Here is a 20,233-nt window from a genome sequence, read left to right as displayed (position 1 = left end):
GCGGCTCAGTCGGTGAAGCAGGCGGTCAGCGCAGCCACCATCAGCGGGACGTCGCGGGCGCTGGCCAGCTCCCGCGCCGAGTGCATGGCGAGCATCGGGGCGCCGACGTCCACCGTGGGGATGCCCAGCCGGGTCGCGGTCAGCGGGCCGATCGTCGAGCCGCACGGCAGGTCGGCCCGGGAGACGAAGTGCTGCACCGGCACCCCGGCCCCGGCGCACCGCTCGGCGAACCACCCGCTGGAGGCTGCATCGGTGGCGTAGGCCTGGTTGGCGTTCAGCTTCAGCACCGGGCCACCGCCGAGCACGGGGGCGTGCGCCGGCTCGTGCCGGTCGGACCGGGTCGGGTGCACCGCGTGCGCCATGTCCGCCGACACCAGCCGCGACCGGGCCAGCGCCCGGGGCAGCGCCTGGACGTCGCCGCCGTCGGTGAGGGCCACCAGCCGGGTCACGACGTCCTCCAGGAAGCTGCCGCGTGCCCCGGACATCGAGCCGCTGCCGACCTCCTCGTGGTCGTTGGCGACGAACAGCTGGGTGCGCGGGCCGCCGGTCGCGGCGATCAGCGCCGTCACGCCGGCGTGGCAGCTCGCCTCGTTGTCCAGCCGGGGTGCGGCGATCCAGGTGCCGTCGGCGCCGGTGACCCCGGCCGGCTGGGTGTCGGCGAGCACCAGGTCGTGCCCGACGACGTCGAGCGGGTCGGCGCTGAGCTCGGTGGCGAGCCACTCCAGCAGGTCGGGGTAGTCGAGGTCGTTCGACCAGACCGGCACCAGTTCGCGCTGGGGATCCAGCGTCAGCCCGTCGCGGACGCTGCGGTCGAGGTGGATCGCCAGGGACGGCAGCCGCAGCGGCGCCCCGGGCAGCCGGACCAGCGCCGTCGTCCCTCCGCGCAGCGCGACCCTGCCGGCCACGGTCAGCTCGCGGTCCAGCCAGGTGTGCCACAGCCCGCCGCCGTAGGGCTCGACGCCGACCAGCCGGTAGCCGGCCTGCCGGACGTCGGAGTGCGGGCGCACCTTGAACGTGGGGGAGTCGGTGTGCGCCCCGACCAGCCGCAGCCCGGCCTCGGCGGACGGCGCGCTGCCCACCCGGAAGGCGATCAGGCTGCCGTGCCGGACGACGAAGTGCTCCCCGCCCGGCGCCAACTCCCAGGCGTCGGTCTCGACCAGCTCGGTGAACCCGGCCTCGACCAGGCGGCGGGCCATCTCGGCCACCGCGTGCCCCGGGGAGGGGGAGGCGTCGATGAAGGCGCGCAGGTCGTCGCCGAGGGCGAGGTCGTCGGTCGGGGTCTCCGGCATGCGCCCATCGTGCCCCGGGAGACCGGGGTCGGTGCCGGCGCCCACCCTCGACCAGGTGGACGCCGCGAGCCCGGCCCAGTGCCGGCGGACCTGGGGGGCCACCCGCCTGGCCTGCGTTTCGCCGAGCGGGGGCGGGTAGAGCCACTGCCGTGGCGGACGACGACATCGAGATCCAGGGCCAGGGCGAGCACGAGTACGTGGTGGTGCAGGCCACCGAGGCCGAGGACGTGACCACCTGGTTCAAGCTCACCCCCGAGGTGCTCGACCGGCTGGGCACCGACGACGAGGAGGACGTCGTGCTGCGCACGGTCCGGTTCCTCCGCCGGCACCAGGACGTCGCCGACTTCCCCGACGTCGTCGAGCTGGAGGACGTGATCGCCAGCTACGAGGACTACCTGCCGGCGATGGCCGAGGAGTGACCAGCCGCCGTCCGCGGTGAGATGCTGCGCAGCGTGACGCAGCCCACCGACCCCGCCGCGCTCGCCGACGCCCTCGAGTCGACCGGGTACCTGCCGGACGAGGGCCTGGCGACGGCGGCGTACCTGGCGCTGGTCATGCACCGCCCGCTGTTCCTGGAGGGCGAGGCCGGCGTCGGCAAGACCGCGCTGGCCCGGGCGCTGGCCGAGGTCACCGGCCGCCCGCTGTACCGGCTGCAGTGCTACGAGGGGCTGGAGGCCAGCCACGCCCTCTACGACTGGGACTTCGGCCGGCAGCTGCTGCACCTGCGGGCCGCCGAGGCCGCGCACGCGACCGGTGACACCGAGCAGCTGGAGGCCGGGCTCTACGACCGGCGGTTCCTGCTGGCCCGCCCGCTGCTGCAGGCGCTGGAGGGCTCCCCGTCGGTGCTGCTCGTCGACGAGGTCGACCGGGCCGACGACGAGTTCGAGGCCTTCCTGCTCGAGGTGCTCAGCGACTTCACCATCTCGGTGCCCGAGCTGGGCACCATCCGCGCGGAGACGCCACCGCTGGTCGTGCTCACCTCCAACCGCACCCGGGAGGTGCACGACGCGCTCAAGCGCCGCTGCCTCTACCACTGGCTGGAACACCCGGACTTCGAACGCGAGGTGGCGATCCTGCGCCGCCGGCTGCCGGAGGTGACCGAGTCACTGGCTCGCCAGGTCGCCCGGGCCACCGGCCGGCTGCGCGAGCTCGACCTGCTCAAGCCCCCCGGCGTCGCCGAGGCGATGGACTGGGCGAGCGCGCTGCACGCCCTGGGCTGCCGCGAGCTCGACCCGGACACCGCCGCCCGCACCCTGGGCGCGGTGCTCAAGTACCGGGAGGACGGCGAGCGGGTCCGCTCGCTGGCCCGGGGGGCGCTCTTCGGTGCCTGACATCCGTGACGTCGTCTCGACCGTGCTCGGGTTCGCCCGCACGCTGCGGCACGCCGGGGTCGCCGCCTCGCCCGACCGGGTCGAGGCGATGCTCGCCGCCGTCGCGCACCTCGACGTCCTCGACGCCACCGCCGTCTACTGGGCCGGCCGGCTGACCCTGTGCGGCAGCCCCGACGACCTCGACCGCTACGACGCCGCGTTCGCCGCCTGGTTCGGTGGCGAGGCGCCCCGCCAGCGGCGGGGTGCGCCGGCCGAGCCGCCGCGGGCGGCCACCATGGCCCCGCTGGGCAGTGGGGACGGCGGTGAGCCCGGCGAGGAGCCGTCGGACCTGGCGACGAAGGCCAGCGGCGAGGAGGTGCTGCGGCACCGGGACGTCGCCGAGCTGACCGGCCCGGAGCGCGCGGAGCTGCGCCGGCTGTTCGCCCTGCTCGCCCCGGCCACCCCGATGCGGCGGTCGCGGCGACGCGGCCCCTCCCCGCACGGCGCCGTCGACGCCGCCCGCACCGTGCGCCGGGCGCTGCGGGACGGCGGCGGGGAGGTGACCCGGCTGCACCACCGCCGGGCCCGGCCCCGCCCGCGCCGGGTGGTGCTGCTGGTCGACGTCTCCGGCTCGATGAGCCCCTACGCCGACGCGCTGCTGCGGTTCGCGCACGCCGCCGTCCGGGCGCGGCCGGCGTCGACCGAGGTGTTCACCATCGGCACCCGGCTCACCCGGGTCACCCGCGAGCTCCGGCTCCGCGACCCCGACCGGGCGCTGGCCGCCGGGGGTGCGGCGATCCCCGACTGGTCCGGTGGCACCCGGATCGGCGAGGTGCTCAAGGCGTTCCTGGACCGCTGGGGCCAGCGCGGCACCGCCCGCGGCGCGGTGGTCGTGGTCTGCAGCGACGGCTGGGAGCGCGGGGGAGCGGAGCTGCTGGGCGAGCAGATGGCCCGGCTGCACCGGCTGGCGCACGCCGTCGTCTGGGTGAACCCGCACAAGGGCAGGTCCGGCTACGAGCCGCTGACCAGCGGGATGGTGGCGGCGCTGCCGTCGGTCGACCACTTCGTCGCCGGGCACAGCCTGGCCGCCTTCGAGGAGCTGGCCGGGGTGATCACACGTGCGTGAGGTTCTCGAGGACCTGGTCGGGTGGTGGCAGGCCGGTGAGACGGTCGGTGTGGGCACCGTCGTCGGCACCTGGCGGTCCGCGCCGCGCCCGCCGGGCGCAGCGATGCTGGTCGGCCCGGACGGGACGGCGGTGGGCAGCGTCTCCGGCGGCTGCGTCGAGGGCGCGGTCTACGAGGAGGCCCGGGACGCCGTCGCGACGGGGACGCCGTCCCTGCAGCGGTACGGGGTGAGCGACGACGACGCCTTCGCCGTGGGCCTGACCTGCGGTGGGATCCTCGACGTCTACGTGGAGGCGATCTCCCGGGAGTCGTTCCCCGAGCTCGGTGAGGTCGCCGCGTCGGTGGGCGCACACGAGCCGGTCGCCGTCGTCACCTGCGTGCGCGGGCCCGAGGACCGGCTGGGCAAGCGGCTGGTGCTCTGGCCGGACCGGGCCTCCGGCACGCTCGGCCTGCAGCGGCTGGACGACGCCGTCGCCGACGACGCCCGCGGCCTGCTGGCCGCCGGGCGAACCGCGACGCTGACCTACGGCCACGACGGCGAGCGGCGCGGCGACGAGTTGACCCTGTTCGTCTCCTCCTTCGCCCCGCCGGCCCGGATGGTGGTCTTCGGCGCGATCGACTTCGCCGCCGCCGTCGCCCGGGTGGGCGCCTTCCTCGGCTACCGGGTGACCGTCTGCGACGCCCGGCCGGTCTTCGCCACCGCCCGGCGCTTCCCCGACGCCCACGAGGTGGTCGTCGAGTGGCCGCACCGGTACCTGCAGGCCGAGGTGGACGCCGGGCGGATCGACGAGCGCACCGTGCTGTGCGTGCTCACCCACGACCCGAAGTTCGACGTCCCGCTGCTGGAGGTCGCGCTGCGGCTGCCGGTGGCCTACGTCGGCGCGATGGGATCGCGACGGACGCACACCGAACGACTCGCGCGGCTGTCCGAGGCGGGGCTGACCGAGGCCGAGCTGGACCGGCTGTCCTCGCCGATCGGGCTGGACCTGGGCGCGCGCACCCCCGAGGAGACGGCAATCTCGATCGCCGCGGAGGTCATCGCCGGTCGCTGGGGCGGCACCGGCGAGCGGCTGGCCGAGGTCGGCGGGCCCATCCACCGCACCGCCGACCGGTGAGCGCCGAACTCCCGTACGCCCACGACGTGGAGGTCGTGGGCCTGCTCGCCTCACCGGAGCACCGGTACGACGGGCGGCCGGACGACGCCGTCGCCGCGCAGCCGGTGGAGCGGCGGGACCGGATCGAGGTGCGGGCCGGGCTCGGCGTCGTCGGTGACCGGTACTTCGGGAAGCCCGCCCACCGCGACGCCTCGGTGACCGTGCTCGCCGTGGAGTCCGTGGAGGCGCTCGCGGCCGATCTCGGCGCCGACCCGCTCGACCCGCTGGCCGCCCGCCGCAACGTGGTGCTGCGCGGCGCGGAGGTCGAGGCGCTCCGCGGCCAGCTGTTCAGCCTGGACTGCGGCGAGGGCGAGGTGGTGCTCGCCGGCGGCCGCCCGGCGCACCCGTGCGCCTGGCTGGACCGGGTGCTCGCCCCGGGCGCGCACCGCGGCATGCGCGGCCGGGGCGGGGTGCGCTGCGCACCGCGCACCGACGGGGTGCTCCGGCTGGGGCCGGCGGTGCTGCGCTCGGCGGTGCCGCTGGACGCCACCCGGGCGCGGGAGGCGGTCCGGCCGCCGGTGCGCCGCCGAGGGGGTCAGGCACCGCACCGGGCATGATGCGGCCGGCCGGGACGCGACGAGCGCGTCCGCGGTACCGAGGAACGGAGACCCCATGCAGATCCGCAGGCTGGCCACGGCCGGCGCCACCGCAGGACTCGCCGCCGTCCTGCTGGCCGGCTGCGGAGGCGACAGCGACTCGAACGCCGAGTCGACGTCCTCGCCCGCCGCCGAGAGCAGCAGCGAGTCCGCTCTCGCCGACCAGACCGGCGCCGAGGTCTCCGCCGCCGCGGCCGACGCCCTCGAGGAGGCCGGTTCGGTGCACGTCACCGGCAGCACCGGCGTGGGCGCGGAGATGCAGAGCATCGACCTGGTCATGCAGGGCGACGACGTGAGCGGCACCGTGGGCATGGGCGGGCAGACCGTCGGCCTGCTGCGCACCGGCGGCGTCGTCTACATGCAGGCCCCCGCCGACTTCTGGACCTCCTTCGGCGTCCCGGCCGAGTTCGCCGCCCAGCTGGACGGCGCCTGGGTGCTCGTCCCCGAGGACGGCGCGACCGGCTTCGAGGAGCTGACCCTGGCCAGCCTCGTCGAGGAGCTGCGCAACCCGACCACCGAGGTCGAGGACGAGGTCACCACCGACGAGCTCGAGGGCGAGCAGGTCCTGATCGTCACGCAGACCGACGGCAGCACCCTGGCCGTCGCCGCCGAGGGCGAGCCGTACCCGCTGCAGGTCGTCAACGCCGGCGACGCGTCCGAGACGCTGGACTTCAGCGAGTTCGGCGAGGAGGTCGAGATCGTCGCCCCCGAGGCGCCGGTCGACCTGACCGACCTGGGCGCCTGAGGGACGGGCAGCTAGTCCAGGAGCGCGCGGACCGCGGCCGGGGCCAGCGCGGGGCGGTGCAGCGGTGCGCTGCGCCCCCCGCCGGCCGCGGCCAGCGCCGCGCAGTTCGCCACCGACTCCTCCGCCGCGGAGAGCCCCAGCACGTGCAGCCGTGCCCCCGCGCGGATGAGCGCGGCGGCCGCCGGCCGGGGGTCGGGGCTGTCGGTGGGCATCCCGTCGGACAGCAGCAGCACGTCCCGCGCCGCCGTCCGGGTCCGGGCGAGCTCCCGCGCCGCGGTCCGCAGCGCCAGGTCCAGGTCGGTCGTGCCGCCCCCGCGCAGGTCGAACAGCCGGTCCACGACGAGCTCGGGCCGGGCGACCGCGGACAGCGGCTGCAGCACCACCGCCGTCGACCAGAAGGCGACGACGGCGAGCTCGTCGCCCGGGCGCATCCGCTGGGCCAGCGCCGACGCGGTCAGCACCGCCGCGGCCAGCTCGTCGCCGGCCACCGAGCCGGAGGCGTCCACCAGCAGCACGCAGGCCCGGCCGGTCGCCCGCCAGCCGCGGGTGTGCAGGTGCTCGGCCCGCCAGTGCGGTTCGGCGCCGCGGGCGGCCAGCGTGGCGTCCAGGTCGACGTCGGCGCCGGTGGGGTCGCGGCGGGTGACCACCCGCCGGCTGCCCGGCCGGTCCGGCAGACCCCGGCGGGGCGCGGTGACCGGCAACCGGGCGGCGAGCGACCGGGCGGCGGCCCGCAGCGCCGGGTCGACCGCCCGGCCCAGCGCGGTCAGCAGCCGCACCGCCGCGTCCGGGTCCCGGCCGGCCACCTCGGCCAGCGCGGCCTCGTCCAGCTGACCGGGCTCCGGGCTCACCTGCGGCAGGTCCGGGTGGGCGCGGGTGAGCTCGGCCCGCCCGGCGCGCGGGGTCCGCTGGTCGCGCAGCAGCGCCTCGACGTCGGCGTCCTCGCTGACCGGCGCGGGCTGCGCCGGCCGCCGTCCGGGCGGGTCGGCCAGGCGGTCGGGCGGCGGCGGAGGTGCCGGTTCCCCCGGCTCCGGCCCGGGGGTCAGGCTTTTCCCAGCTCCTCACCGGCCCGGCGCCAGATGTCCCGGACGACGTCCTCCACGGGGCGGGCGATGCCGTCGGTGACGGTGACCTTGCCGGTCAGCGCGGCGAGCGCGGCGTCGACCCCGACCTCCTCGTCGCCCGCGTCCGACCCGCGCACCCCGGCCAGTTCACGGGCGATGAGCACGGTGTCGATCGCGCCGCGGACCGAGGAGCCGATCCGCAGCTCCGGGTGGTCGCGGGTGATCCGCACCGCCCGCACCGCGCGGTGCACCAGCGGCGGGGAGCCGCCGGTGGCGGTGGTGACCACCGCCCGCTCGTCGTCCTCGGCCTGGTAGCCCATCGCGACCCGGCAGGACCGGTCGTACAGCGCCGGGGTGATCCGGGCGGTGCCGACGGCGTCGAACGGGTTCATCGCCGCGACCAGCCGGAACGTCGGCCGGGCGGGGACCCGGCCGAAGCGGGGCACGTGCATCTCGCGCTCGGAGAGCACCCCGAGCAGCACGTTCATCGTCTCCTCCGGCACCCGGTTGAACTCCTCGACGTAGAGGAGCGCCCCCTCGGTCATCGCCCGGGTGAGCGGGCCGGGCACGAAGTTCTCCGGCCGGTAGTCCTCGGTGAGCACCCGGGAGGCGTCGTGGTGGCCGACCAGCCGGGTCGGGGTGAGCTCGGCGTTGCCCTCGACGAGCACCAGCGGCACCCCGGTGCCGTCGGCCAGCGCGCGCAGCAGGGTGGTCTTGCCGGTGCCGGGTGGCCCCTCCAGCACCACGTTGCGGCCCGCCGCCAGCGCGGCGGCGACGACCTCCGCCTCCCGCACGCGCGCCACCACCCGCTGCCGGGCGGTGTGCACCATGCCGACGCCGTCGAGCCGGGCGGCGGAGGTCGTCGTCATGCGCTCGTCAGCTGAACTCGAGGACGCCGCGCAGGTTCTTGCCGGCGTGCATGTCCTGGTAGCCGGCGTTGATGTCGTCGAGCCGGTAGCGGGAGGTGATCAGGCCGTCGAGCTTGAGGTTGCCCTCCTGCCACAGCCGCAGCATCCGCGGGATGTCGGTGGTCGGGTTCTGGTCGCCGAACAGCGCGCCCTTGATCTCCTTGCCGAAGAGCGTGAAGTCCATCGAGGAGATCGGCAGGCCCACCGCGGACACCGGGCCGAGCCCGGTCACCACGACCACGCCGGCCTTGCGGACGGCGCCCAGCGCCTGGGCCACGTGCTCGCCGGTGGTGACGCCCACGGTGACCAGCGCCTTGTCCGCGCCCTGCCCGTTCGTGACGCTGCGGGCGAAGTCGGCGGCCTCGGCGATGTCGCCGAAGGCGTGCGTGGCGCCGAACTCGCGGGCCTTCTCCTGCTTGAACGGCACCGGGTCGACGGCGATGACGTGGCTGGCGCCGGCGAACGCCGCGCCCTGGACGGCGTTGATGCCGATGCCGCCGATGCCCATCACGATCACCGTCTCGCCCGGCTCGACGGCGCCGGCCTGGGTGGCGGTGCCGAAGCCGGTGCCGACGCCGCAGGAGACCAGGCAGGCGACGTCCATCGGGATGTCCGGGGCGATCTTCACCGCCGACCGGACGTCGATCGTGGTGACCTCGGAGAAGCTGCCCAGCCCGCACATCTGCCCGACCGGGGTGCCGTCGGGCAGCGAGTAGCGGAAGCTGCTGGCGTCGTCCCAGCGCGAGCCCATGCCGATGTTGGCGCCGGAGTCGCAGAGGTACTGCTTGCCGGTGGCGCACCAGCGGCAGCGGCCGCACGCCGGCAGGAACGAGAAGACGACGTGGTCGCCCTCCTTGATGTCGGTGACGCCGGCCCCGACGCCGATCACCTCACCGGCGCCCTCGTGGCCACCGCAGATCGGGTAGTGGCCGCTGGGCATGTCGCCGGTGGCGATGTGGTCGTCGGAGTGGCAGAGCCCCGAGGTGGCCAGCTTCACCTGGATCTCGCCGGAGCGGGGGTCGTCGGCCAGCAGGTCGGTGACCTCCCACGTGCCGGGGGCCTCGCGCAGGATCGCGCCGCGGGTGGGGACGGGCACGGGGACCTCCTCCTGCCCTCCTCGTCGAGGGCGTCGGTGGACGGGCGCGCTCCCGCGCCCGGAGCCGGAACCTATGCCGCCGGTCACACCTCCGGCGAGTTGCCTTCCACCAGACGGCATGGCTCCGGTGGCCCGGCCGGGACGGCGCTGGTCGGATGGGCCCATGCCCTCGCTCACCTCGCTCGTCGGCGCGGCCACCGCCGCGTACTCCGCCGTCCTGGTGGCTGCTCCCGGGGTGCTGATCCGGCCCGCCGGGATCGAGGACTCCCGGGACACCCGCACCCTCACCCGGGTGCTCGGCGCCCGGGACGTCGCCCTGGGCCTGCTGCTGGCCGCCGCGCCCGCCGGCCGCGCGCGGACGCTGGCCACCGCGGCCCGGGTGCTCGCCGACGGCAGTGACGCAGTGCTGTTCGGCGCCGGGCTGGCCGGGCGGCGCACCCGCGGCCCGGTGGCCGCCTCGGCGGCGGCCTGGGGTGGCCTGGTGCTGCTCGCCGGTGTGCTCGACCGGCGCGCGGGGCGCTGAGCGAGACTCCTCCGGTGACCGTGGTGGTGGTGGGCGCGGGCCCGGTGGGGGTGACGGCGGCGCTGCTGCTCGCCCGCCGCGGCGTCGACGTCCTGGTGCTCGACCGCCACCCGGCGCCCTACCCGCAGCCGCGCGCCGTCCACCTGGACGACGAGTCGCTGCGGGTGCTGCAGGCGGCCGGCGTCGCCGACGCGTTCGCCGCGGTCAGCCGGCCGATGGCCGGGCTGCGCCTGCTGGACGCCGACCGCCGCGTGCTGCTGGAGGCCACCCGGGGGGACGGGGTGAACGGCTGGCCGCAGGGCTCGATGTTCAGCCAGCCCGACCTGGAGGCGGTGCTGCGCGCCGCGCTCGACGCGGAGCCACGGGCGTCGCTGCGCGGTGGGGTGGACGTGTTGCACGTGGAACAGCGGGACGGAGCGGTCCGGCTCGGCGTGCGGGACCGGGCGACCGGGGCGGCGGAGGAGCTGGTCGCCGAGGCCGTGCTGGGCTGCGACGGCGCGAACAGCACGGTGCGCCGGCTGATCGGCGGGTGGATGCGCGACCTCGGCCCGGCGGAGCGCTGGCTGGTGGTCGACCTGACGTCGGAGGTGTCGCTGGACGTGTGGCCCGGCGTGCACCAGGTGTGCGACCCAGCGCGGCCGGCGACGTTCATGCCGGTCACCGGCGACCGGTACCGGGCGGAGTTCCGGCTCGCGCCGGGGGAGTCGGCCGCGGACCTGGACCTCCCGGCGCTGCTCGGCCGGTTCGGCGCCGCGGGCTGCACCGTCGTGCGGACGGCGGAGTACACCTACCGCGCGCAGGTGGCCGACCGCTGGCGCAGCGGGCGGGTGTTGCTGTGCGGGGACGCGGCGCACCTGACCCCGCCGTTCATCGGTCAGGGGCTGGGGCTCGGGTTGCGGGACGCCCACCAGGTGAGCTGGAAGCTGGCGGCGGTGCTGGCCGGGGCCGACGACGCGCTGCTGGACACCCACCAGGCGGAGCGGGCGCCGCACGCGACCGCGCTGATCCGGCTCGCGGTGCTGCTCGGCCGGCTGATGAACGGGGGCGGGCGTTCCGCGGCGCTGCTCCGCCGGGGCGTGCTCGCGCTGCCCGGGGTCGCCGGCTTCGCCGCGGACAGCCGGACGCCGCCGCTGCGGCCGGGGCCGCTGGTGCGGCGTCGCCGGTTCGCGCCGGGGTCGCCGGTGGGCACGCTGGTGCCGCAGCCGGCGGTGGCCGGTGCGCGGCTGGACGACGTGCTCGGCGACGGGTGGGCGGTCCTCGCCGCGGGCGGCCGCGTGCCCGCCGACTGGCCCGGGCCGGTCGTCGACGCGGCTGCGCTCGGTTCGCCCGAGCTGGTCCGGTGGCTGCGTGGCCGGTCCGTGCTGGTGCGGCCGGACCGGGTCGTCGCGGCGGTGGCCCGGTGACGACGCAGGTCATCGTGCTCAACGGCGGATCGAGCTCCGGCAAGTCCGGGATCGCCCGCTGTCTGCAGGTGGTGCTGCCGGACCCGTGGCTCCGCCTCGGCGTGGACGACCTGGTCGACCGGCTCCCACCCGCGCTGCTCGACGGCTCCGACGGCATCGCGTTCGGGCAGGGCGGCGAGGTGGCGGTCGGCGCGGCCTTCCGGGACCTGGAGGACGCCTGGCTGGCGGGGGTGGCGGCGATGGCCCGGGCGGGGGCGCGCGTGATCATCGACGACGTGTTCCTCGGCGGGGCGGCCTCCCAGGAGCGCATCCGGGCCCACCTGTCCGGGCTGGCGGTGCTGTGGGTCGGCGTGCGCTGCGATCCGGTGGTCGCCGCGGGCCGCGAGGTCGCCCGGGGCGACCGCGTCACCGGGATGGCGGCCGCGCAGGCCGACGTGGTGCACCGGGGCGTCCGCTACGACGTCGAGGTGGACACCACCCGCACCGAGGCGCTGGACTGTGCCCGCGCCATCGCGGCGCGCGTCAGCTGACCGCAGGGGAGGAGCAGCGCCGTGCAGGATCCCGACCCGTTCGTGCTGGCCGCGGTGCGGCGGCGGGCGGTCGCGGACCTGATCGCCGGGCTGGACGACGCCCAGCTGGCGACGCCGAGCCTGTGCGCGGGGTGGGACGTGCGGACGGTCGGCGCCCACCTCGCCGACGCCGCCGCACCCGGCGCCCTGGGGGAGTTCGCCCGGGACCTGGTGCGGGCCCGCGGTCGGCTGCACCGGGCCAACGACGAGGCCGCGCGCCGGGCCGGCCGCCGTCCGGTGGCCGAGACGGTGGCGCTGCTGCGGGAGCGGGCGGACAGCCGGTTCACCCCGCCGGTGACCGGGCCGCGGGCGCCGCTGACCGAGGTGCTGGTGCACGAGGGCGACATGCGGCTCCCGCTCGGCCTGCCGTTCGCCCCGGATCCCGCAGCGGTGCGGGTGGCGCTGGAGTTCGTCACCACCGGCCGGCCGGTGGGGTTCGTGCCGCGCGGCCGGCTGCGCGGCCTCCGCCTGGTCGCCACCGACCTGGACTGGTCGGCGGGCGACGGCGCCGAGGTCCGTGGGCGGGGCGTCGACCTGCTGCTGGCCGCCTGCGGTCGCGGTGCTGTCCTCCCGGAGCTGGACGGGCCGGGGCGACGGCTCCTCGAGGACCGCTCGTCGTGACCGGGGCGACCGCCCACTTCTCCGATGCCGCTGGCTCGGTCCTGGTCGACGAGGACGACGGCAGCCGGAACGAGGAGCGGGAGCCCGACTGCACTACGTGTGGCGGGGCTCCCCGGCGTCCGGACGGGCCAGCGGCCGGGCGCGCCAGACCACCGCGAGCGCGGGGTCCCCGGCGGGGCTCGGCTCGATCCGCTCGACGGTGAAGCCCAGTCGCTCGTAGAAGGCACCCGCGCGCTCGTTCGCCGCGAAGTGCTCGATGCAGAGCCGCTCGGCGTCGTCCGGCAGCTGGCCGATGACCGCGTCGAGCAGCTGGGGACCCAGCCCGCGGCTGCGGTGCCCGGGGTGGACGTAGAGCTTCCAGAGCACGTGGTCGCTGCCGTCGTGCCCACGCTGGGCGACACCGAGGAGCTCCCCGTCGACCTCGGCGACGACCACCAGGCCCGCGGCCACCGCAGGGCCGATCTGTGTCTCGGTCCACCACCGGCGGACCTGGTCGGCAGCGGCCCCCGCGCCGATCAGCGGCGTGTAGTGGGGCGGGACGTGCGCCTCACCGAACCGGCAGATGCCCGGGACGTCGTCCGGCTCGGCGACGCGTACGACCGGAGGGGCTCCCGACACGAGCCGCATCCTCCCGCAGAGCTGTACCGGTGCACCCGGCTGGGCCATCATCCGCGCATGTCCCGGCGTCGAACCCAGTGGCTGCTGACCGCGGAGCTCGGCTGGCTGATCGTGTCCACGGTCGTACTGTCCATCGGGGCGGTCACCCAGACCGGTGGATGGCGGGCCGTCTGGCTGGCGGTCATCGTGCTGAACCTCGTGGTGGTCGGCACCCGGCTCTCGACGCTGACCGGCCGGCTCCGCACGGGTGGAGCGACTCCCGATCCCAGCTGAGCCTCACACCCGCTGCAAGGCGTGGTGCGGTCCGCTCGGCAGTTCCACCCCGATCAGGTCGTCCGGGCGGACGACGCCGCTGTCGAGCACGACCCCCATGACCCCGGCCTTGCGGCGGACGGTGCCGTCGTCGTCGCGGTCGAGCACCGCAGAGAGCAGCCGGGGGCGGAAGTCGTTGATCTGCTGGCAGGGGTTGCGCAGCCCGGTCACCTCGACCACGGCGCGGTCGCCCAGGGTCAGCCGCGCGCCGCGCGGGAGCCCGAGCAGGTCGATGCCCCGGGTGGTGACGTTCTCCCCGAGCTGGCCGGGCGCGACGTCGAAGCCGAGCGCGTGCAGCTCGTCGTGCAGCTCCTCCTGGATGAGGTGAACCTGCCGCAGGTTCGGCTGCGACGGGTCGGCCGCCACCCGGGACCGGTGCTGGACCGTCACCCCCGCATGCGCGTCGCCCCGGACTCCCCAGCCGGCCACCAGCTCGATCGCGGCCACGGTGGGCTTGGAGAACGCGTGCTCGGCGGCGGTGTGCACCGCCACGACCCGCCCGTTCACCGCCGCTCGCGCAGCGGCACGTCGATGGCGGGGCCGTCCCCGACCGTGATCTGCAGCCGGCGGGCGTCCGTCGGGGGCGTGGGCACGAACTGCAGCAGTGCCCGCCACGGGTGCTCGCTGCCGCCGAACTCCCCGGTCGAGACGCTGTACGCCGTCCCCACGTCGTCGGTGACCCCGTACCGGAGCGCACTCAGGCGCTCCCCCGGAGCAGGGGGTGGCGCTTCGAGGTGCTGAGGAGCCGCACCCCACGCGGTGAACGCGTCGGTGTAGGCCCGGACCTGTTCCTCGGCGACCGGCCCGGTGCCCTCGAGCACGATCGTCACGTGGTTGGCGAGCTCGACGTCGGTCAGCCGTACCTCCACGCTGCCCAGCTCGGCCACCACCGGGTCGCCGGTCGGGAGGTGGATGCGCGGGACGCGGGTGACGGTCGCGAGGAAGACGTGGTCGGGGTCGCCGAAGTCGACGTGCACGACTCCCTCGGCCAGCAGCAGGAGGGTGCTCTCCTCCGGCCGCGGCAGGCGGTCGCCGCCGAAGACGAGCAGCTGGGTGGCTCGGGGGAGGTCGACCATGCGGCGGAACCTAGCGGCAGTGGGCCCCGACTCCCACGGTTAGCGTGGCCGGGTGAGCTTCGACGTCGCCGCGCTGCGCGCCCAGTTCCCCGCCCTCGCCGGCGGGGCCGCCCACTTCGACGGGCCGGGCGGGTCGCAGACGCCGCTGGCCGTCGCGCAGGCGGTCGCCGCGACGATGACCGCGCCGATGGCCAACCGCGGCTCGGTCACCCAGGCCGAGCGGAACGCCGACGCCGTGGTCGTCGGCGCCCGGCAGGCCATCGCCGACCTGACCGGCGGCGACCCGGGCGGCGTCGTCTTCGGCCGCAGCGCCACCGCGCTGACCTACGAGCTGTCCCGGGTGCTGTCGGCCGGCTGGGGCCCCGGCGACGAGGTGGTGGTCACCCGGCTCGACCACGACGCCAACATCCGCCCCTGGGTGCAGGCCGCCGCGGCCCGCGGCGCGACCGTGCGCTGGGCCGACTTCGACCCCGCCACCGGCGAGCTGGACCCGGCCACCGTGGGCGCGCTGCTCTCCGAGCGGACCCGGCTGGTCGCCGTCACCGGCGCCTCCAACCTCATCGGCACCCGGCCCGACGTCGCAGCCATCACCGCCCTCGCCCACGGCGTCGGCGCGCTGACCTGGGTCGACGGCGTGCACCTCACCGCGCACGCCCCGGTCGACGTCGCCGCTCTCGGCGCGGACTTCTTCGTCTGCTCGCCGTACAAGTTCCTCGGCCCGCACTGCGGCTGCCTGGTCGCCTCTCCCGCGCTGCTGGAGACGCTGCACCCGGACAAGCTGCTGCCCTCGACGAACGCCGTCCCCGAGCGGTTCGAGCTGGGCACCCTGCCCTACGAGCTGCTCGCCGGCACCACCGCCGCCGTGGACGTGCTCGCCGGGATCGCGGGCCCCGAGGGGGATCGGCGCGCCCGGCTGACCGCCGCGATGACCGCCGTCGAGGAGCACGAGGACCGGCTGCGGGCCCGCATCGAGGACGGCGTCCGGGACCTGCCCGGGGTGACGCTGTGGTCACGCGCCGGCCGGCGCACCCCCACGCTGCTGCTGACCTTCGCCGGCCGGGACCCCCGGGACGCCCACCGGTACCTGGCCGAGCGGGGCGTCAACGCCCCCGCCGGCTCCTTCTACGCGCTCGAGGCCAGCCGCCACCTCGGGCTGGGTGACGCCGGCGGCCTGCGGGTCGGGCTGGCCCCCTACAGCGACGACGCCGACGTCGACCGGCTGCTCGCCGGGCTGCGGGAGTGGCTCGCGACCTGAGTCAGCCTCGTTCGGCGATCCGCTTGATCGCGGCAAGCGTGGCCGGGATCCCCTCGTGCGCGGCCTTCGTCCGGTTCTCGATCTGGGCCTGGGCCTGGTCGCCGTAGTTCTCCGCGAAGAAGGCCAGTCCGGCGGGGAGGAACTCCCAGGACTCGGTCAGCCGGGTGCCGCCCTCGACCGGCGTCATGGTGAAGCCCCAGCGCACCAGCTTCCCGCCGACCAGCCAGGCGAACTCCCGGCCCCGCTCGGCGGCCGCCACCTGGCTGCGGGTCTCCCAGGTCCGGCCGGGCACCTCGTTGCGTCCGGTGAACCAGTCGCCCACCTGCCCGGTCGCGCCCTCGTCCCACCAGCAGGCGGTGCAGACGGGGCTCCACTCGCCGGTGCGGGTCACATCGGAGACCAGGTCGTAGAGCGCCTCCGGCGTGGCGCGGACGACGACGGAGTCGGAGTGGGCGTGGCTGTCCATGGGGAGTTTCTACTTGTGCTGCCGGCGGCTGCCGCCGTGCCAGTCCTCCTGCGCGCCGACCTCGCCCTCCTCGACCCCCAGCCCGCGCAGCTGGGGCAGCTCGCGCAGGCTCCGCTTGAGCTCGGCGAACCCGGGGAAGCCGGCCAGGCCGACCACGTGGTCCCACAGCCGGACGGCGTCCTCCTCGGCGGGCAGCCGGCTGATCACCGGGCCGAAGAAGGCCAGCCCGTGCGGCGGCTGGACGTGCAGGATCGGCGTCCCGACGTCCTTGCCGGTGAGCGCCAGCGCCTCGTCGGTCTCCGCCTGCACGACGGCGTCGTACGAGGAGTCCTCCAGCGCGTCGGCCAGCTCGACCGGGAGGCCGGCGCGCTCCAGCACCGGGGTCAGGTACCCGCGGGTACCGCGCTCGGCGCCGGTGGCGCCGGGGTCGGGCGCGGTGTCGAAGATGCGCTGACCGAGCGCCTCGTACAGCGTGCCGACGGCGGCGCGGCCGTGCTCGGCGCGGGTGCGGGCGGCCACCCGCAGCAGCCGCAGCCCGGCGGTGTGCCCGGCCTCGTACTCCGGCGGGAACTGGGCCGCGTAGTCGACGTGCGCGTTGACCAGCCGCAGCGAGATGAACCGCCAGTCGACGGTGTAGTCGCGCTGGGCCTGGACCAGGCGCACCCACTTGCTGGTCATCCAGGCGAAGGGGCACACCGGGTCGAAGTAGAAGTGCAGGTCGGCGTCGGCCATGACCCGAGGCTGCCATGTCCGGGGGCCGCTGGCGTGTCGGTGGGTGGGATGCGGAACCACGGGGTACCGGGCGGATCATGTGCGGTGGCCCCCGGTCACCGCCCCACCCCGGACGACTGGAGATCACCCATGGCCCGCAACACCCTGTCCCGTTCCCTGCACGACGTCGGCCTCGCGGCCTGGTTCGGCGGCACCCTCGCCAACGCCGTCGCCCTGAACGAGGCCGCCGCCGAGGCCGGCAGCGCCAAGGCCACCGGCGCCGTCGCCAACGCCGGTTGGAACCGGTGGACCCCGGTCAACGCCGCCGCGATCGGTGCCCACCTGATCGGCAGCGTCGGGCAGCTCCAGGCCAACAAGCAGCGCGTCGCCCAGCAGCAGGGCGCCGGCGCCATGTCCACCGTGAAGACGGTGCTCACCGCCGCGGCCCTGGGCGTCACCGCCTACAGCCGCCTGCTCGGCAAGGTCGTCGCCGCCGGCGGTGCCACCCCGTCCAGGCGGGGCACCAAGCCCTCGAAGCGGGCGCGCGCCGAGATCGCCGCCGCCCAGGAGCGGCTCGACCAGCTGCAGTGGGTCATCCCGGCGCTGACCGGCGCGCTGGTCGTGGTCAGCTCCTACGCCGGCGAGCAGCAGCGGCCGTCGGAGGTCCAGCGCGGCATCGCGCAGAAGGCCACCACCGCCTGAGTCGCACCGGGTGGGCCACCGGCCGTGGCGCGGGAGCTGGTGTCCCGCGTCGCGGCCTGCCACTCTCGCGCAGTGGCCGTTCCCGTTCCGCGTCTGCCGTGGTGGGCGCAGTCCCTCCTGGTCGGGCTCCTCTGTGCCTCCGCCGCGTTCGGTGCGGCGCTGCTCGTCACCGACGACGACCCGGCCCGTTCTCTGCCCCCTGTGCTGCTGAGCGGGCTGGTCGTGGGGGTGGCGGGTGCGCTGGGCCGCGTGCCGAACGCCCGCCGGGACGACGCCCTGTACCGGGAGGTCACCGAAGGGCTCGGCGACGACGAGGCGCGGACCGCCCACCGCGCCGCGCGACGAGGGCCGGTGCCGGCCGACCCGCGGGTGCGCGGCGCCGCCGTCCGGCTGCTCGACGGGCGGCTGACCGCGGCGACGCACCTCCCGGGAGTCACCCTGGCGGTTCTCGTGCTGGTCGGTGGCTACACCGTGGTGCTCGCGCTGACCGGCACCCCGTGGTGGTGGCTGGGCACTGCGGTCGTTCTCGGCGCGGCGGTGTCCTGGTACCGGGAGCCGGCGCGGCTGCGGCGGCGCCGGGCGGAGCTCACCGGCGACTCGTCGGCCGGCTGACCCCGGGTCAGACGAGCGCGGCGTCCGCCGTGCGAACGGCGTCCCGGCTCCCCTTGGCCCGGTAGAGCTGGGCGTCCGCCGAGGCCAGCAGGCCACGGGGATCGGCTCCGGCGCCCACGGCGGCGGCGACGCCGAGCGAGAGGCTGACCCCGGGCCCGGTGAAGCCCTCGGGGCACAGCGCGTGCGAGTCGGCCCGGACCCGCTCGGCCAGCCGGGCCGCGTCGTCCAGCCCGGCCCCGGGCAGCAGCACGGCCAGCTCGTCGCCGCCCAGCCGCGCGACCAGGTCACCGGCGCGGACCCGGCTGCGCAGCAGTCCGGCCACCGCCTGCAGGGCAGCGTCGCCGGCGGCGTGGCCGAGCCGGTCGTTCACGCGCTTGAAGTGGTCGACGTCCAGCAGCACGACCGCCAGCCGGGCACCCGTCTCCCGGGCTCGGGTGCAGCACTCCGCGAGCTCGGCGTCCCAGCGCCGGCGGTTGGCCAGGCCGGTCAGCGGGTCCTCGTGACTGAGCCGTTCCAGCCGGACGAGCAGCTGCTGGGTGCGGCGCTGCTCGGCGTCCAACCGGACGCGGGTGGCCAGCTCGGCCGCCGCGAGCCTGCCGCGCCGCCAGTGGGCCAGCAGGGCCACCAGCGAGGTGAGCGCGATGTAGACGACGACGGCCGCGGTGGTGCGCCCGCTCATCTGCGAGGGGGCAGCGGCGACCGCCAGCCCCACCGCAGCCCACGTCGTGGAGACCAGGGCCACGGTCCACCGGAAGCGCGCCGTGAGCAGCACGCCGCTGCCGTGCAGGGCCAGCGAGAGGCCGAGCAGGTAGAACTCGACGTGGTCGACCAGCGCGAGCATCCAGGCGGTGGTCAGCTGGACGACCGCCAGGCCGGCGAAGCCGAGCAGCCCCGGCTGCTGCCGGCCCAGCGGGTGCCGCCACAGCAGCGCCAGCGCGATCCAGATGAGCACCGTGCCGACCGTCCGGACCGGCACCAGCGAGCCGGCGACCGCGGGTTCCAGGAGGAGGTCCAGCACGCTCCACGCGGGGTAGCCGACCGCCGCGATCGCGCCGACGAGCAGTCCGGAGGAGCGGGCCTGGTCGAGCGCCTCCCGGCGCACCGCGACCCGGACATCGTCCCGGCGCTGCCCGGCGACGTCGCTCGCGGGGGCGCTGGTGGTCACCCCGGGGTCATCGGCTCCTGCGGGCGACTGCTGGCCACCTCCGCCGGGGCGGCCACCCGGAGGGGGGAGCCCCGGGGATCAGCGGCGCAGGGCGGGGAAGCCGTCGGCGAGCTGGTCGAAGGCGCTGTGCAGCGAGGTCGCCAGGGTGATGCCGCCGTCGGCGAGCCACACCTCGAACGCCGTCGTCGCCGCCGCGCGCGTGCTGGTGGCGACCAGCCGCGGCAGCAGGTCGTCCGGCGTCGTCCCGGTGCGCCGGGCCACGTGCTCGGCCACCACCCGGTCGACGTCGGCGTAGCGCACCTGGGAGTGCGCCTGCAGCGCCGGCTCGGTGAGGATCAGCCGCATTCGCTGCCGCAGCATCGGCAGGTCGGCCTCGGCGTAGTCGTTGACCTCCACGTAGGCCGCGCAGATCGAGGCCATCACCGGCTGCCGGCCATCGGTGGCGGCCAGCCGCTCCTCCAGCCGGCGGACGTGCCCGGCGAAGTCGCCCCACACCGCGTCGGCCTTGGTCGCGAAGTAGCGGAAGTAGGTGCGCCGGCTGATCCCGGCGGCGTCGGCGACCTCGTCGGTGGTCACCTGCTCGAAGCCGGTGCCGGTGAACAGCTCCAGCGCGGCCTGCTCGATCCGGGCCCGCGTGAGGTCCCGCGCGTCCCCGACCACCGTCTCGACCACCCCGCCATCCTCTCTCTTCCGCCGCGCGGAAAGGGGCCCTCATCGCCCTTGTCCGTGGCACTGGGTGTCACCTAGCGTCGCCGGAGTCCACGTGACCCAGCTCACCCGGAGGCAATGGTGCCCGAGACCACCCAGCAGGACAGCCAGATCGACCACGCCGTGCCCGCCGAGGAGGCGCTGGTCGAGGAGTCCCTCGTCGAGGAGGTCTCCATCGACGGCATGTGCGGCGTCTACTGAGCCGACC

General features: G+C 76.2%; 26 protein-coding genes. 15 read left to right on the top strand and 11 right to left on the bottom strand.

The genetic code is table 11. From position 1 onward, the window contains the following. Nucleotides 1–5: 5 nt before the first annotated feature. Nucleotides 6–1,289: a M18 family aminopeptidase gene (locus tag ACI795_RS06675; protein ID WP_457074565.1), complete on the bottom strand. Its 1,284-nt coding sequence runs from the start codon at nucleotides 1,287–1,289 to the stop codon at nucleotides 6–8. 149 nt (nucleotides 1,290–1,438) lie between these two features. Between ACI795_RS06675 and ACI795_RS06670 the strand changes: the two genes are divergently transcribed. From ACI795_RS06670 to ACI795_RS06645, 6 genes are read left to right on the top strand one after another with little or no spacing between them, the layout of a single operon-like run. Then, complete coding sequence (locus tag ACI795_RS06670) at nucleotides 1,439–1,708, top strand: hypothetical protein (protein ID WP_457074564.1); 270 nt, start codon at nucleotides 1,439–1,441, stop codon at nucleotides 1,706–1,708. 33 nt (nucleotides 1,709–1,741) lie between these two features. Next, nucleotides 1,742–2,620 carry an AAA family ATPase gene (locus ACI795_RS06665; protein WP_457074562.1) on the top strand — a complete coding sequence of 293 codons (879 nt, stop codon included), beginning with the start codon at nucleotides 1,742–1,744 and terminating at the stop codon, nucleotides 2,618–2,620. After that, nucleotides 2,613–3,725 carry a vWA domain-containing protein gene (locus ACI795_RS06660; protein ID WP_457074559.1) on the top strand — a complete coding sequence of 371 codons (1,113 nt, stop codon included), beginning with the start codon at nucleotides 2,613–2,615 and terminating at the stop codon, nucleotides 3,723–3,725. The genes ACI795_RS06665 and ACI795_RS06660 overlap by 8 nt, the downstream gene beginning before the upstream one ends. Continuing rightward, nucleotides 3,718–4,839 (top strand): XdhC family protein, encoded by a 1,122-nt coding sequence (locus ACI795_RS06655; RefSeq protein WP_457074557.1) that lies wholly within the window; start codon nucleotides 3,718–3,720, stop codon nucleotides 4,837–4,839. The genes ACI795_RS06660 and ACI795_RS06655 overlap by 8 nt, the downstream gene beginning before the upstream one ends. Next, complete coding sequence (locus tag ACI795_RS06650; RefSeq protein ID WP_457074554.1) at nucleotides 4,836–5,435, top strand: MOSC domain-containing protein; 600 nt, start codon at nucleotides 4,836–4,838, stop codon at nucleotides 5,433–5,435. The genes ACI795_RS06655 and ACI795_RS06650 overlap by 4 nt, the downstream gene beginning before the upstream one ends. Before the next feature lie 55 nt (nucleotides 5,436–5,490). Beyond that, nucleotides 5,491–6,219: a hypothetical protein gene (locus ACI795_RS06645; RefSeq protein WP_457074551.1), complete on the top strand. Its 729-nt coding sequence runs from the start codon at nucleotides 5,491–5,493 to the stop codon at nucleotides 6,217–6,219. 11 nt (nucleotides 6,220–6,230) lie between these two features. Here ACI795_RS06645 and ACI795_RS06640 read toward each other — a convergent pair whose 3' ends face one another. From ACI795_RS06640 to ACI795_RS06630, 3 genes are all read right to left on the bottom strand, one after another. Then, nucleotides 6,231–7,067 (bottom strand): vWA domain-containing protein, encoded by an 837-nt coding sequence (locus ACI795_RS06640; RefSeq protein WP_457074548.1) that lies wholly within the window; start codon nucleotides 7,065–7,067, stop codon nucleotides 6,231–6,233. Nucleotides 7,068–7,258: 191 nt separating this feature from the next. Continuing rightward, entirely contained in the window at nucleotides 7,259–8,149 is an 891-nt protein-coding gene (locus ACI795_RS06635; RefSeq protein ID WP_457074545.1) for an AAA family ATPase, read from the bottom strand. 7 nt (nucleotides 8,150–8,156) lie between these two features. Beyond that, nucleotides 8,157–9,284 (bottom strand): NDMA-dependent alcohol dehydrogenase, encoded by a 1,128-nt coding sequence (locus ACI795_RS06630; protein WP_457074544.1) that lies wholly within the window; start codon nucleotides 9,282–9,284, stop codon nucleotides 8,157–8,159. Nucleotides 9,285–9,447: 163 nt separating this feature from the next. On the opposite strand from ACI795_RS06630, the gene ACI795_RS06625 reads away from it, so the two are divergent. From ACI795_RS06625 to ACI795_RS06610, 4 genes are read left to right on the top strand one after another with little or no spacing between them, the layout of a single operon-like run. Next, the gene (locus ACI795_RS06625) at nucleotides 9,448–9,807 is read left to right on the top strand and encodes a hypothetical protein (RefSeq protein WP_457074543.1); all 360 of its coding nucleotides are present in this window, start codon (nucleotides 9,448–9,450) and stop codon (nucleotides 9,805–9,807) included. A 14-nt stretch (nucleotides 9,808–9,821) separates the two neighbouring features. Then, nucleotides 9,822–11,210, top strand: a complete 1,389-nt coding sequence (locus ACI795_RS06620; protein WP_457074542.1) for a bifunctional 3-(3-hydroxy-phenyl)propionate/3-hydroxycinnamic acid hydroxylase — start codon at nucleotides 9,822–9,824, stop codon at nucleotides 11,208–11,210. Beyond that, complete coding sequence (gene cpt / locus ACI795_RS06615) at nucleotides 11,207–11,740, top strand: chloramphenicol phosphotransferase CPT (RefSeq protein ID WP_457074540.1); 534 nt, start codon at nucleotides 11,207–11,209, stop codon at nucleotides 11,738–11,740. The genes ACI795_RS06620 and cpt overlap by 4 nt, the downstream gene beginning before the upstream one ends. A 21-nt stretch (nucleotides 11,741–11,761) precedes the next feature. Further along, entirely contained in the window at nucleotides 11,762–12,400 is a 639-nt protein-coding gene (locus ACI795_RS06610) for a maleylpyruvate isomerase family mycothiol-dependent enzyme (RefSeq protein ID WP_457074538.1), read from the top strand. Between the two features lie 93 nt (nucleotides 12,401–12,493). Here ACI795_RS06610 and ACI795_RS06605 read toward each other — a convergent pair whose 3' ends face one another. After that, the gene (locus ACI795_RS06605; RefSeq protein ID WP_457074537.1) at nucleotides 12,494–13,018 is read right to left on the bottom strand and encodes a GNAT family N-acetyltransferase; all 525 of its coding nucleotides are present in this window, start codon (nucleotides 13,016–13,018) and stop codon (nucleotides 12,494–12,496) included. Between the two features lie 57 nt (nucleotides 13,019–13,075). Between ACI795_RS06605 and ACI795_RS06600 the strand changes: the two genes are divergently transcribed. Beyond that, a complete protein-coding gene (locus ACI795_RS06600) occupies nucleotides 13,076–13,291 on the top strand; it encodes a hypothetical protein (protein WP_457074535.1) in 216 nt (71 codons plus the stop codon). A gap of 3 nt (nucleotides 13,292–13,294) precedes the next feature. Here the strand turns inward: ACI795_RS06600 and ACI795_RS06595 are convergent, their stop codons facing one another. Together ACI795_RS06595 and ACI795_RS06590 are read right to left on the bottom strand one after the other, a co-directional pair. Further along, nucleotides 13,295–13,837, bottom strand: coding sequence for an MOSC domain-containing protein (locus ACI795_RS06595; RefSeq protein ID WP_457074533.1), 543 nt, complete (start codon nucleotides 13,835–13,837; stop codon nucleotides 13,295–13,297). After that, nucleotides 13,834–14,406, bottom strand: a complete 573-nt coding sequence (locus tag ACI795_RS06590; protein WP_457074531.1) for a hypothetical protein — start codon at nucleotides 14,404–14,406, stop codon at nucleotides 13,834–13,836. Before ACI795_RS06590 ends, ACI795_RS06595 begins: the two co-directional genes overlap by 4 nt. 52 nt (nucleotides 14,407–14,458) lie before the next feature. Here ACI795_RS06590 and ACI795_RS06585 point away from each other — a divergent pair, with 52 nt between their 5' ends. Beyond that, nucleotides 14,459–15,661, top strand: a complete 1,203-nt coding sequence (locus ACI795_RS06585) for a cysteine desulfurase-like protein (protein ID WP_457074529.1) — start codon at nucleotides 14,459–14,461, stop codon at nucleotides 15,659–15,661. A gap of 1 nt (nucleotide 15,662) precedes the next feature. On the opposite strand, the gene ACI795_RS06580 is transcribed toward ACI795_RS06585, so the two are convergent. Together ACI795_RS06580 and ACI795_RS06575 are read right to left on the bottom strand one after the other, a co-directional pair. Continuing rightward, entirely contained in the window at nucleotides 15,663–16,127 is a 465-nt protein-coding gene (locus ACI795_RS06580) for an SRPBCC family protein (protein WP_457074526.1), read from the bottom strand. Nucleotides 16,128–16,136: 9 nt separating this feature from the next. Continuing rightward, nucleotides 16,137–16,859 carry a mycothiol-dependent nitroreductase Rv2466c family protein gene (locus tag ACI795_RS06575; RefSeq protein WP_457074524.1) on the bottom strand — a complete coding sequence of 241 codons (723 nt, stop codon included), beginning with the start codon at nucleotides 16,857–16,859 and terminating at the stop codon, nucleotides 16,137–16,139. Between the two features lie 129 nt (nucleotides 16,860–16,988). Between ACI795_RS06575 and ACI795_RS06570 the strand changes: the two genes are divergently transcribed. Both ACI795_RS06570 and ACI795_RS06565 read left to right on the top strand, forming a co-directional pair. Then, nucleotides 16,989–17,540 (top strand): hypothetical protein, encoded by a 552-nt coding sequence (locus ACI795_RS06570; protein WP_457074523.1) that lies wholly within the window; start codon nucleotides 16,989–16,991, stop codon nucleotides 17,538–17,540. A gap of 72 nt (nucleotides 17,541–17,612) precedes the next feature. Continuing rightward, entirely contained in the window at nucleotides 17,613–18,152 is a 540-nt protein-coding gene (locus tag ACI795_RS06565) for a hypothetical protein (protein ID WP_457074521.1), read from the top strand. A gap of 7 nt (nucleotides 18,153–18,159) precedes the next feature. On the opposite strand, the gene ACI795_RS06560 is transcribed toward ACI795_RS06565, so the two are convergent. Together ACI795_RS06560 and mftR are read right to left on the bottom strand one after the other, a co-directional pair. Next, entirely contained in the window at nucleotides 18,160–19,317 is a 1,158-nt protein-coding gene (locus ACI795_RS06560; RefSeq protein WP_457074520.1) for a diguanylate cyclase, read from the bottom strand. Between the two features lie 78 nt (nucleotides 19,318–19,395). Continuing rightward, a complete protein-coding gene (gene mftR, locus ACI795_RS06555; RefSeq protein ID WP_457074518.1) occupies nucleotides 19,396–19,989 on the bottom strand; it encodes a mycofactocin system transcriptional regulator in 594 nt (197 codons plus the stop codon). A gap of 117 nt (nucleotides 19,990–20,106) precedes the next feature. Here mftR and mftA point away from each other — a divergent pair, with 117 nt between their 5' ends. Further along, the gene (mftA, locus tag ACI795_RS06550; protein WP_457074515.1) at nucleotides 20,107–20,226 is read left to right on the top strand and encodes a mycofactocin precursor MftA; all 120 of its coding nucleotides are present in this window, start codon (nucleotides 20,107–20,109) and stop codon (nucleotides 20,224–20,226) included. The last annotated feature ends 7 nt before the right edge of the window (nucleotides 20,227–20,233 follow it).

This window comes from Modestobacter sp. SYSU DS0290 (genome assembly GCF_054050955.1).
This window is presented reverse-complemented; position numbering and strand designations above follow the sequence as displayed.

What these genes read in the sequence shown, in the direction of transcription:
- ACI795_RS06675 (WP_457074565.1), bottom strand. Translation starts at nt 1,289, where the DNA reads ATGCCGGAGACCCCGACCGACGACCTCGCCCTCGGCGACGACCTGCGC.
- ACI795_RS06645 (WP_457074551.1), top strand. Translation starts at nt 5,491, where the DNA reads ATGCAGATCCGCAGGCTGGCCACGGCCGGCGCCACCGCAGGACTCGCC.
- ACI795_RS06635 (WP_457074545.1), bottom strand. Translation starts at nt 8,149, where the DNA reads ATGACGACGACCTCCGCCGCCCGGCTCGACGGCGTCGGCATGGTGCAC.
- ACI795_RS06625 (WP_457074543.1), top strand. Translation starts at nt 9,448, where the DNA reads ATGCCCTCGCTCACCTCGCTCGTCGGCGCGGCCACCGCCGCGTACTCC.
- ACI795_RS06600 (WP_457074535.1), top strand. Translation starts at nt 13,076, where the DNA reads ATGTCCCGGCGTCGAACCCAGTGGCTGCTGACCGCGGAGCTCGGCTGG.
- ACI795_RS06590 (WP_457074531.1), bottom strand. Translation starts at nt 14,406, where the DNA reads ATGGTCGACCTCCCCCGAGCCACCCAGCTGCTCGTCTTCGGCGGCGAC.
- ACI795_RS06580 (WP_457074526.1), bottom strand. Translation starts at nt 16,127, where the DNA reads ATGGACAGCCACGCCCACTCCGACTCCGTCGTCGTCCGCGCCACGCCG.
- ACI795_RS06575 (WP_457074524.1), bottom strand. Translation starts at nt 16,859, where the DNA reads ATGGCCGACGCCGACCTGCACTTCTACTTCGACCCGGTGTGCCCCTTC.
- ACI795_RS06570 (WP_457074523.1), top strand. Translation starts at nt 16,989, where the DNA reads ATGGCCCGCAACACCCTGTCCCGTTCCCTGCACGACGTCGGCCTCGCG.